This is a genomic window from Flavobacterium sp. ov086 (genome assembly GCF_900187965.1).
In the GTDB taxonomy this organism is placed as follows: domain Bacteria; phylum Bacteroidota; class Bacteroidia; order Flavobacteriales; family Flavobacteriaceae; genus Flavobacterium.
Map to the genome: position 1 here is coordinate 1 of NZ_FZNL01000004.1, position 12,479 is coordinate 12,479.

A 12,479-nucleotide genomic window follows, 5' to 3' on the forward strand; every position below is an offset into this window, starting at 1 on the left:
AATCAAAAATAAAGTCTTATGCAGTATGACCCAAAACTCAGACCCGTATGAAAATGCCGTAGCAGAAAGAATTAATGGAATTTTAAAACAAGAATTTATGATCGATAAATATCATCAAAAAATAAAAATTACAAAACAAATTATAAAAGAATCGATCAATATTTACAATGAACAAAGACCACATTATTCTAATCATATGCTAACACCAAATCAAATGCATTGTCAAAATCAAATCCAAATAAGAACCTATAAAAACAAAAACAGTTGCAAGAACGTTCTTGCAACTGTTTAATTAATTATTTTTATCTAATAATCAGTGTCGTTTTTTTAGGACGAGACAATTAAATATTTGTCATTATCTTTGAATATAAAATACCATATTTTGAAATCGATACTTATAAAAACGTTATTTTTCTTTTTCGTAGCTTTTCAAATTCAAGCACAAGAATTACTTCCTTTTGTAGAAAATTATAATAAATCTGATTACCAGGGCGATAACCAAATTTGGAATGTTGTTCAGGGAAAAGATAATGCGATGTATTTTGCCAATAATCACTATTTACTGCGATATGATGGTGTTCTTTGGGAAAAATACTCATTACCTAATAAAACCATTATCAGATCAATTTTGATTGAAGGTGATAAAATTTATTCTGGTTCCTATAAAGAATTTGGATATTGGTACAGGAAAGAGGGTAAAATGCATTATGTTTCAATTACAAAAAATCTGCGTTTATTTGATGAAAAAGATAATGAAGAGATTTGGAAAATTTTCAGATTTAAGGATTCCTTGTATTTTCAATCTTTCAATGATGTTTTCATTTATGATGGTAAACATATTAAAAAAATCAGATTTCCTTTTTTAATTTCCTATTGTTTTGTGGTTGACGATAATGTATATGTTGCTTCTGTTGCAAAAGGTATTTTTAAGATGGATGGCTCCCGAATTGCGAATCCAAAAGGATGGGACGTTCTAAAAAAGACTGTAGTTCATGCCATCGAAAAATACCAAAACAAAACCTATGTGTTTACTCAGAAAAAAGGAATTTTTATTCTGGAAAATGGAAGTTTAAAGTCCTGGGATAATCCTTTGAATGAAACTTTTAAAGCAGCTACAATTAATATTGCTAAATTTATTAGAAACAATAAATTGGTTGTTGGAACAGGTAATCGGGGTGTTTTTATTTATGATTTCAACTCAAATACCTACAAGAATATCGACAGAAATAATGTGTTGATGAACAACTCTGTCTTAAGTATTGGTTTTGATAAAGAAAATGATTTATGGCTGGGATTAGACAACGGAATTGCTCATGTAGAAGTAAATTCTCCAATATCTTTTTTCTACGATAACTCAGGAATTTTGGGTTCTGTTTATTCGGTAGCAACCACGAATAAAGGGTATTTGATTGCTTCAAATCATGGTATTTATGAGTTTTATGCAGGAAAATTTAATATGCTGCCTAACACTCAGGGGCAAGCATGGAATATTACAAAAATTGATAATAAATATATCATTGGACATAACGATGGAACATTCTCTTATGACAACGGTTCTTTGGTCAAAATAAATAATATAAGCGGAGGGTGGAATTTATCGAAAAGCAGTATCAATAACACTTATTTTCAGTCTACTTATAGTGGTGTTATATTGTATGATAATCCATCAGATTTTGCACAGCGTAAAATTATTAAAGGGCTTTCGAAACCCATAAAATATGTCGCTCAGAATAAAAAGAACGAAATTTGGGCAGCAGATAATTATCGGGGATTATATCGCGTTTTGTATGATGATGATTATAAAACCAGAAAAGTCGAAAACGTTTCGCAGCAAAGTAAAATAAAGAACGATTTTGGCGTTAAGATTTTTGAATTTAGAAGTGAGATTCTTTTTCTAATCAATAATGTATGGTATACTTATAATTCGCTTGCAGGTAAATTAGAAGAAAACCAATTATTTAATTCTAATTTCAAGAATATAACTGATGTCGTATCTATTGATGAGGATCATTTTATGGTTTTGCAAAACGGAATCTTATACCATATTTACGCAAATGGAAATAAATTTTTATGGAATATCATTCAGGAGAAATATTATAAAGGAAAACTGATCAATGATAATCTTAGAATTTTTAAAACTCAAAATCACTATTTGTTGAATTTGGATGATGGTTTTATTTCGCTTCAATTGAAATATGAAAACAAACAAAATTCAGATATTAAAGTAGAAGCGTTTAACGATGGTAATTTAGTTCCTAATGATGCTGAAATCAAATTTAACACAGAATTAAAAATTAATGTGATATCTGGAATTTATGGTGCAAGTAAGCCTAATTTGTTCTATAAACTGAATAATAGTAAAGATTTTATCTCAGTAAAAGATGGATTAATTGTGTTGAATAATTTAAGCAGTGGTTACCATTCAATTGCTATTTTTAATCATAATGGAGCTAGTTATGAAAAAGTAGCAAATTTTGATTTTAAAGTTGCCGAACCCTGGTATTTTTCAATTTGGATGATTTTATTGTATTTTTTGGTCATAGCAGGAGTTTTATTTTTCTATTATAAATGGAATAAATTTCGCTATATGCAAAAATTAAAATTGCAGGCAGAAGAATTAAAACATCAAAGAGAAATTCTGGAAATGGAATTAAAAGCCGAAAATGAATTGAATGTTCAGGAATACGAAAAGCATATTTTGGAACTTGAATTGCAGACAAAATCATCTGAAGTTGCCGGAAAATCATTGTCTATTGCGAAGCAAAGTGAAATGATTGAAAATATTCAAAGTATCCTTGATTCAGAGAAAGATTTTAGTAAGCTTAAAAGCGAAATCAAAAAAGCAATTAAAATAAATGAAGTAAATAAACACGAATGGGAAATTTTTGAAACAAACCTGAATCAAATTCACAACGAGTTTATCATTAATCTTTCAAAGAAATTTCCAAATCTTACTCCAAAAGATATAAAGCTGTGTGTTTATCTTAAAATGAACCTTTCTTCAAAGGAAATTGCCCCTATGATGAACATCTCATTTAGAGGTGTAGAGCTACATCGTTATCGCTTAAGAAAGAAGCTAAACCTCCTTCAAGAAGATAATCTGTCAAAATTTTTACTTAATATCTAATTTCAGTTATTGAATTTTGGTGATATTTTATTTTTTAACCACTTTTTTTATGGTATTGTAATACATCATTAGTACATCATAAAGAAATGTTAATAATCTAAAATTAACATTTATAATATTGATTTGCAGTTGTTTATGTGTGTAATTTAACATAATGATGTATCTATGTTGTAGTGGTTTTGATGTACTACAACGTTGTAATTGTTTAATTTGGTCGAACTAACTTAAACGATTACAAACTGTATGAAAAATTTTATTTTTAGCTTTTTAGCGCTCTTGCTTCTTCCAGCTTATATGTCTGGACAAGCAATTAAAGGAAAAGTAGTAGACAGTAGCGGAATGGGAGTTCCCGGAGCAGTTATTAGCGCTCCGCAATCCCGAACATCTGCTGATGCTGATTTCGACGGAAATTTTACAATAAATGCCAAAGAAGGTGAGATTTTAAAAATCTCTATGCTGGGCTTTGATGCTGTTTCTATGGCAGCGAAATCTGGTATGACTGTTACATTAAAAGAAGCAGGTGATACTGCTCTAAAAGAAGTAGTTGTTATTGGGTATGGTACCAGAAAGAAAATTGATAATACTTCGGCAATTACTTCTATAAAAGCAGAAGAAATTACAAAAACTAAAGTATTGAATGCGTCACAGGCAATTCAAGGTAAAGCTGCGGGGGTTCAGGTAATATCTTCAGATTTGCCGGGAAGTACTCCATCGGTTGTTATTAGAGGTTTAGGTACAGCATTAGGAGGAAGGAGTCCTTTGTATATTGTTGATGGAATGCCAACGGAGAATATCAACAATATCAATACAAATGACATTACTTCTTATGAGATCCTTAAAGATGCTTCATCTTTAGCAATTTACGGTACCAGAGCTGCGAATGGAGTTATCATTATTACTACTAAAAAAGGTAAAGGTGAAAAAGTATCAGTAGAAATTGAAAGTTTTGCTGGTTTTAGACAACCGCTTAAAAAAGTAAAAATGGCAAATAGTAACCAATATGCAGCATATTCAAATGCGGCTTTAGGTAAAAATACTTTTGCAGCTAATCAACCTGTTAATACTAACTGGTTTGACGAAATTACAAGAACAGGATCATATACTCAGAATAACATCTCTATTTCTGGTGCTTCAGAAAATATTAAATATTTTTTCAGTGCAGGAAATTACGAAGAGCAAGCAATTTTGAACGGATTAAGTTATGGACGTACTACTTTTAGAAACAACAATGAATTTAAAATTTCTAAAAAAGTTACTTTAACCCAAAATCTAAGTTTTACTTCCGCTAATTCAAATCCAAAACCGCTTGGTGCTTTTACAAATGCTTACAAACAATCACCTTTAGTTCCAGTACGTTTTTCTGATGGGCAATATGGTGTATCTCGTTATGATGCAAATGGTGTTGCGAGTCAAATTGGTTCTTCTTTTAATAACGTTGGTAATCCAGTAGCTCAATTGGATTTTTATAATGAAAGACAAAAAAGTATTACTCTTCAAGGTGGTCTAAAATTAGATTATGAAATCATAAAAGGATTAAAATTTACTTCACAGTTTAATGGAGAGTATTATTCTTGGAACCAATACAATTTTGAGGATAAACAGGGTATTTGGATGGCAGCAAACCCAAATACAACAGCTGCTGATTATGTAAATAGTCATAAAAGTGATCCTGTAAATTTATTAACAAGAGGTAGAGAACAATATTTTAATTGGAACTTATCTAACTATTTTACTTATAATAAAGTTTTTGGAAATATTCACGATGTTGAATTAACTGCAGGTATGGAGGCTTCTGTAAAAGGGCCAAGAGAAACTTTATCTATTGCAAGAAAAAATGTTAGTTCAAACTCTAACTACTGGTCTTTATATAATGCTAAAGATGCACATGGTGTAGAATACGTTAGCGATATTACAAGTTTATATGATGTAACGTATAACGAAAGTAGATTAGCGTCATATTTTGGTAGATTCCAGTATAAGTTAATGGATAGATATTTAGTTACAGGAACAATCAGACGTGATGGATCTTCAAATTTTGCTAAAGATTATCGTTGGGGAACTTTCCCATCTTTTGGTATTGGTTGGATTATGACTAAAGAAAACTTTTTGTCAAATATTAAAGGTTTAGACTTATTAAAATTAAGAGGTTCTTGGGGTAAATTAGGAAATCAAAATGTTCCATTAAACAGTCAGGCTTATGCTTCAGGTCTTGACGGTTATTTAGGAGGTTCAATTTTATACCCAGGTACAACAATTAACTCACAAATTGATCCAAGCTTATCATGGGAAATCACAGAGGAAACTTCTGTAGGTCTTGATTTTGAATTGCTAAATAACAGATTAAAAGGATCGTTCGATGTTTATGATAAAAACACAAGTAATGTAATTTTAAATACAAAACCTTACATGACTTCAGGATTGACAATACCATCTCCTGCGCACGTTGGTGAAGTTTCAAATAGAGGTTATGAAATTGCTTTACGTTGGGATGATAAAATCTCAGATAACTTAAGTTACTGGATAGGTGGAAACTATTCTTATAATAAAAATGAGCTTTCTAGCTTAAAAGATTTTGATATTTCACCACTTGTTGGAGGAAATTTAGGAAATGGTCAAGATACAAAAATGCTTAACAAAACCTCTATAGGTCAGCCATTAGGTAGCTTTTATCTTTACGAATATGCAGGTGTAGATTCTGCAACGGGTAAAATGTTGTATTACAACGCTGCTGGCAATAAAGTAGTTCAAACTGAATTGGATGCTAATAAAGATAAAAGATATGCAGGTTCAATTTTACCAAAAAGTAATTACGGTGTAACATTAGGAGTAAATTATAAAAACTTTGATTTCTCTGTTGACGGATACGGTACAGGAGGAGCAAAAGTTTATAATGGTAAAAAAGCACAACGTTTTACAGGTGAGAACGTTGAGGAATCTTTAACAAATAATTTCTGGACGGCTGCAGGTCAAAATAGTGTAAACCCTAAGCCATTTAATGAAGTGCCTTATGCATCGACTTACTATTTAGAATCAGGTGATTTCTTTAGAATTAACAATATCACTTTAGGATATAAACTTCCTTTAAATGAGACAAGTTTTGTTAACTATTGCAGAATTTATGTAAATGCTATTAATCCATTTATTACGCAAAAATTCTCTGGATTTTCGCCAGAATTAAATGGAGATGGAAATCCTTACGGAACTCAAGGAATTGAGCTTGATGCTTATCCTTCTTTAAGATCTTTCGTTATTGGTGCTAATTTAAAATTTTAATATTATGAAAAAGATATATATATCAATGTTTGCGCTGTCAGCATTGTTTTTTACAGGTTGCGCAGACGACTTTTTAGATGTTAATCCTACCCAAGCTATACCAACAACAGATGTTGAATTGTACAATACTGACAATGGAGCAAAAACATTTGTAACTTCAATTTACGCCAAATTCCTTGATTGGGATATGAGTTCATTTGGTTGGATTGGTTTAGCAAGTATTACATCTGATGATGCTGACAAAGGATCTTCACCAGGAGATGGAGGAACAGATAAAGATGTTCTAGACGCGTTAAGTTATAATTCATCAAACCCATCTGCAGAAAGTACTTTTATTGCTCAGTATGATGGAATTAACAGATGTAATCAGGCATTAAATATTATTCCAAAATTAGATAAAGCTGATCCTGCTTTAAGAGAAAGATTAATGGGGGAGGCTAAATTTTTAAGAGCTTTCATGTATTTTACTTTAGTAAAATGTTACGGAGGAGTTCCTATTGTAGATCGTTTACAAAATCCAACTTCTGAAGCAGATAAAATAATGTTACTTACTCGTAAACCACTTGCTGAGGTTTATACTTTTATTGAAAAAGACTTAGCAGATGCAATTGCAGTTTTACCAAACAGAGGTGCTTACTCAGCAGATGAAAAAGAGAGAGCGACAAAAGGTTCTGCTTATGCTTTATTGGCTAAAGTTAGTTTGTACCAAAAGAAATGGCAACAAGTAGTTGACAACTGTAATTTAATTACAGGATATGCGCTTAATCCAAGTTATGCTAGAATGTTCCGATTAGAAGGTGAGAATGATATCGAATCTTTGTTTGAAATTAACGGAAACGGTGCGGTACCAACTAAAGGAATCGTGGGATATTCAAACGTTCAGGGTGCTCGTGGTGCCGGTGGATGGGGATGGGGTTTCAACACACCATCTGTAAGTTTGCTAAACGCTTATGAGACTGGAGATCTTAGAAGAGACGCTACTATTATTTTCAGAAATTCAACTTTATATGATGGAAGAGTTGTTCCTGCAACAGTTGAAAATCCAATGTATAATTTTAAAGCTTATTCTTCTTCATTTACAGATGCATGGGAAACAAATGCAAACATTAAATATCTAAGATATGGTGAAGTATTGTTGATGAAAGCTGAAGCATTGAATGAACTAAATCTGACTTCTCAAGCGATTCCATTATTAAATGAAATTAGACACAGAGCAGGATTAGGTGATACTCCAGCAACATCACAAGCCGATGTTAGAAAAGCAATTTGGAAAGAGAGAAGAGTTGAGTTGGCTTTTGAATTTGACAGATTCTTTGATTTAGTAAGAACTGGACAAGCAAAAGATGCTTTTGCAGCTGATAAAAGCGATATTTTCCCTAACGGAAGAACATTTACAGAAGGTAAAAATGAATTATTCCCAATACCGGCATCATTCATATTGCAAGCCAACGGTTTATCACAACAAAACCCTGGTTATTAATTAAAATCCTTAAATCACTTCCCTCAGTTTTGAGGGAAGTGATTATTTATTCAATATTTAAATTTTTGATAATGGTTAAAATTTCAGTTTTATTATTAGTTTTTAGTTTATTTGGTTGCGGATCTAATTCTGATAAATCAAAAGAAAAAGAAGGAGAAAATGTTACAACTGTAAAATTAACAGATGAAGAACTTTTAGCTACTGTTCAAAAACAAACTTTTAAGTATTTCTGGGATTATGCTGAACCAAATTCAGGATTGGCCAGAGAGCGTTTTCATCCAGATGGGAATTACCCTGAAAATGATTCCAATATTGTTACAACCGGAGGTTCTGGTTTTGGATTAATGGCGATCGTTTCGGGAATGTCTCAAGGATATATTACCAAAGCACAAGGAGTTGAAAGACTAAACAAAATAGCAGATTTTTTAGGCAAAGCAGATCGTTTTCATGGAGCATGGTCGCATTGGATCGACGGAAATACAGGAAAAGTAAAGCCTTTTGGAACCAAGGATAATGGTGGAGATTTAGTCGAAACTTCATTTTTGGTTGCGGGAATGATTACAGTTCGTGAATATCTAAAAGATGGTTCTGTAAATGAGAAAGCAGTTGCTCAAAAATATGATGCACTTTGGAAAGGTGTTGACTGGCAATGGTACACAAACAATAAAAATGTATTGTATTGGCACTGGTCGCCAACGTACGATTGGCAAATGAATTTCCCGCTTGAAGGATACAACGAATGTTTGATTACTTATGTACTGGGAGCATCTTCGCCAACACATGCAATTAATGCAAAAGCATATCACGAAGGATGGGCGAGAAGTGGCGGAATTGTTTCTCCAAAAACTAAATATAATATTCCGTTAATTTTAAAACACAATGGAGCAGAAGAATTTGGAGGACCATTATTTTGGGCTCATTATTCTTATGTTGGGCTTGATCCAAATCAGTTAAGTGATAAATATGCTAATTATTGGGATTTGAATGTAAATCAGACAAAAATCAATTATGAGTATTGTGTTCAAAATCCTAAAAAAGGTTACAGTGCAGATTATTGGGGATTAACAGCGTCTTATTCCAGAAATCCAGATGGATCAATCGGGTACAACGCACATATGCCAAGCAATGATCAGGGCGTTATGTCACCAACAGCGGCAATAAGTTCAATTGTTTATACCCCAAAAGAGTCAATGGCAGTAATTCGTAATTTGTACGAAAACCATAAAAAAGAAACGTGGGGAGAAGCAGGATTTTATGATGCTTTGAGTTTGCAAAATAATAACTGGGTTGCAAAACGCTATTTAGCAATCGACCAAGGGCCGGAAGTAGTTATGATCGAAAACTACAGAAGTGGTTTATTATGGAAGCTATTTATGAATGCCCCTGAAGTAAAACAAGGATTAGTTAAACTTGGTTTCAAATCTGGAAAATACGGGTTTTAATGGCATTTAATATGAAATATAAATTAGCATTAATTACACTACTATTTTCTGTGTTGAGTTTTGCACAAAGCGATATTACCGGAACAATAAAAACAGAGGTGATGGTAAAACATGAATTAGGTTACGCTTTACACAAACCTGCAAATACAAAAGAAAATAAGCCATTAATAGTCTTTATTTCGGGAGATGGAGAGAAGGGAACGGACATTGAGAAAGTAAAAATTAATGGACCTTTAAAATATTTAAAAACACATCAATTAGATGCTTACGTTTTGGCTCCGCAATGCAAAGAAGATGAAAATTGGGATATTGAATCGATTAATGAATTGATTTTAAAAATTCAAAAAGAGAATAAAATAGATCCAAACAGAATATATGTTACAGGTTTAAGTTCCGGAGGTTGGGCAGCATGGAATTTAGCGCTTTCATACCCGGATAAGTTTGCTGCAATAGTGCCAATTTCGGGTTTTGTTGATTTGATCGAATTAGAAAGTGTTTGTAAAATTGCTACTATTCCAACCAGAATTTTTCACGGATTATTAGACGATGTGGTAAAAGTAGATTACGCAATTACCATTTACAAAGAGCTAAAAAAATGTAATGCCAAAGATGTTCAATTAACCATTTTTGATGATGCAGGTCACGATAGTTGGTCACGAGTTTATGACAATCCTGAGATTTATAACTGGATGTTTAAACAAATAAAAACGAATACGAACAAATAAATATAATAGAATGAAATCGCTTCGATTCCAAATTATAAACAGAATGAAGAAAAGCGATTCCATGTTCCATTAAGAAATAAATATTAAATACACATGAAAAACAAATTAGTCTTACTTTTTTTAGGATGTGCTGTTTTGGGTTACGCTCAAAAAAAGACCACTAAAAATACAGTAAAAATTAAACCAAAATCAGAGTTTGTAGCGGAGTTGATGTCGAAAATGACGTTAGATGAAAAATTAGGGCAGCTTAATTTACCAACTTCTGGAGATATTACGACAGGACAAGCAAATAGCTCTAATGTGGCTAAAAATATTGCTGAAGGTAAGGTTGGAGGTTTATTCAATATTAAATCTGTTCAAAAAATTAAAGAAGTACAAAAAATTGCTGTTGAACAAAGCCGTTTGAAAATTCCATTGCTTTTTGGTATGGATGTAATTCACGGTTACGAAACAACATTCCCAATTCCGTTAGGATTATCTTGTACTTGGGATATGGGTTTAATCGAAAGAAGTGCACAAATCGCTGCTCAGGAAGCAAGTGCTGACGGTATCAACTGGACATTCTCTCCAATGGTAGACGTTTCTCGTGACCCTCGTTGGGGAAGAGTTTCTGAAGGTTCAGGAGAAGATCCATATTTAGGAAGCCAGATTGCAAAAGCAATGGTTAACGGATACCAACAACACGATCTTTCAAAAAATAATTCTATCATGGCGTGCGTAAAACACTTCGCTTTATATGGTGCGCCAGAAGCAGGACGTGATTACAATACTGTTGACATGAGTCATATCAGAATGTTTAATGATTATTTCCCTCCTTACAAAGCTGCTGTTGATGCAGGAGTAGGTTCTGTAATGGCTTCTTTCAATGAAATTGACGGAATTCCTGCAACAGGAAACAAATGGTTAATGACAGATGTTTTAAGAAAACAATGGGGCTTTAAAGGTTTCGTAGTAACAGATTTTACCGGAATCCCTGAAATGATCGAACACGGAATGGGTGATTTACAAGCGGTTTCGGCTTTATCATTAAATGCCGGTGTTGAAATGGATATGGTTGGTGAAGGTTTCTTAGGTACTTTGAAAAAATCTTTAGACGAGAAAAAAGTAACAATCGAAACAATTGATAATGCTGTTAAACTTATTTTAGAAGCAAAATATGATTTAGGATTGTTTAGCGATCCTTATAAATATTGTGATGTAAACAGAGCAAAAACAGAAATTTTTACAGCAAGCAGTAGAAAAGAAGCAAGATCAATTTCAGCACAATCATTGGTTTTATTAAAAAATCAAAATCAAGTATTACCTCTTAAAAAATCAGGTACAATTGCTTTAATCGGACCATTGGCTGATGCCAAAGAAAATATGCCGGGAACCTGGAGTGTAGCTACAAAAATGGAAAATGCTATTTCATTATTAGCAGGAATCAAAGAAGTAGCAGGATCTTCTACAAAAGTATTATATGCTAAAGGAAGCAACTTAGATTACGATGAAACTTTTGAAACTAACGCAACAATGTTTGGTAAAACCTTACACCGCGATGGTCGTTCTAAAGAAGAATTATTAGCAGAAGCATTAAAAGTAGCGAATCAATCAGATGTAATTGTTGCAGCACTTGGAGAATCTGCAGAGATGAGTGGAGAATCTAGCAGCCGTACGAATTTAGAAATTCCACAAGCTCAAAAAGATTTATTAAACGCTTTATTAAAAACAGGAAAACCAGTTGTTTTAGTATTATTCGATGGTCGTCCGTTGGTTATTAAAGAAGAGAATGAAACTGTTCCTGCAATTTTAAATGTTTGGTTTGCAGGTAGTGAAGCAGGTTATGCTATTGCCGATGTTTTATTTGGAGATGTAAATCCTTCAGGAAAATTGACTTCAACTTTCCCAAGAAGCGTTGGACAATTGCCAATTTATTACGCACATAAAAACACAGGAAGACCACTTTCTAACACAGAAGGTAAATTTGAAAAATTCAGATCTAACTATATCGACGAAAGAAACGAGCCATTATTTCCATTTGGTTTTGGATTAAGCTATACTTCTTTTGAATATTCTAACTTGAAAATTTCATCTGATAAAATGAATTTCAACGGAAAATTAAAAGTAACCGTTGATGTTGCAAACACAGGAAATTATGACGGAAAAGAAACCGTTCAATTATACATTAGAGATTTAGTAGGTTCAGTAACAAGACCAGTTAGAGAATTGAAAAATTTCCAAAAAATAACTCTTAAAAAAGGAGAGAAGCAAACTGTGTCATTTGACATCACAGTTGAAGATTTAAAATTTTATAATTCTGATTTACAATTCGTAGCAGAATCTGGACAGTTTGATGTTTTCGTTGGTGGAAATTCAAATGCAGACAAGAAAGTTAGTTTTGAATTAACTAAATAGTTGGTTTATTTATTGCAATTAGCCCTTCGGAATTGGTT

General features: G+C 32.5%; 7 protein-coding genes. All 7 read left to right on the plus strand.

What is annotated here, in order from left to right; all coding sequences use genetic code 11:
• Positions 1-292, plus strand: a 292-nt coding sequence (locus tag CHB81_RS05525; protein ID WP_141130362.1) for an integrase core domain-containing protein, incomplete at its 5' end; no start/stop codon positions are given.
• 90 nt (positions 293-382) lie between these two features.
• Complete coding sequence (locus CHB81_RS05530; RefSeq protein WP_089350903.1) at positions 383-3,127, plus strand: histidine kinase; 2,745 nt, start codon at positions 383-385, stop codon at positions 3,125-3,127.
• A gap of 243 nt (positions 3,128-3,370) precedes the next feature.
• Entirely contained in the window at positions 3,371-6,400 is a 3,030-nt protein-coding gene (locus CHB81_RS05535) for a SusC/RagA family TonB-linked outer membrane protein (RefSeq protein WP_089350904.1), read from the plus strand.
• A gap of 4 nt (positions 6,401-6,404) precedes the next feature.
• On the plus strand, positions 6,405-7,880 hold the full coding sequence (locus CHB81_RS05540; protein ID WP_089350905.1) for a RagB/SusD family nutrient uptake outer membrane protein: 1,476 nt from the start codon (positions 6,405-6,407) through the stop codon (positions 7,878-7,880).
• A 71-nt stretch (positions 7,881-7,951) separates the two neighbouring features.
• Positions 7,952-9,322, plus strand: a complete 1,371-nt coding sequence (locus CHB81_RS05545; protein WP_089350906.1) for a glucoamylase family protein — start codon at positions 7,952-7,954, stop codon at positions 9,320-9,322.
• An 11-nt stretch (positions 9,323-9,333) separates the two neighbouring features.
• On the plus strand, positions 9,334-10,047 hold the full coding sequence (locus tag CHB81_RS05550) for a prolyl oligopeptidase family serine peptidase (RefSeq protein WP_089351196.1): 714 nt from the start codon (positions 9,334-9,336) through the stop codon (positions 10,045-10,047).
• 93 nt (positions 10,048-10,140) lie between these two features.
• Entirely contained in the window at positions 10,141-12,441 is a 2,301-nt protein-coding gene (bglX, locus tag CHB81_RS05555; RefSeq protein WP_089350907.1) for a beta-glucosidase BglX, read from the plus strand.
• The last annotated feature ends 38 nt before the right edge of the window (positions 12,442-12,479 follow it).

What these genes read in the sequence shown, in the direction of transcription:
- CHB81_RS05535 (WP_089350904.1), top strand. Translation starts at nt 3,371, where the DNA reads ATGAAAAATTTTATTTTTAGCTTTTTAGCGCTCTTGCTTCTTCCAGCT.
- CHB81_RS05540 (WP_089350905.1), top strand. Translation starts at nt 6,405, where the DNA reads ATGAAAAAGATATATATATCAATGTTTGCGCTGTCAGCATTGTTTTTT.
- CHB81_RS05545 (WP_089350906.1), top strand. Translation starts at nt 7,952, where the DNA reads ATGGTTAAAATTTCAGTTTTATTATTAGTTTTTAGTTTATTTGGTTGC.
- CHB81_RS05550 (WP_089351196.1), top strand. Translation starts at nt 9,334, where the DNA reads ATGAAATATAAATTAGCATTAATTACACTACTATTTTCTGTGTTGAGT.
- bglX (WP_089350907.1), top strand. Translation starts at nt 10,141, where the DNA reads ATGAAAAACAAATTAGTCTTACTTTTTTTAGGATGTGCTGTTTTGGGT.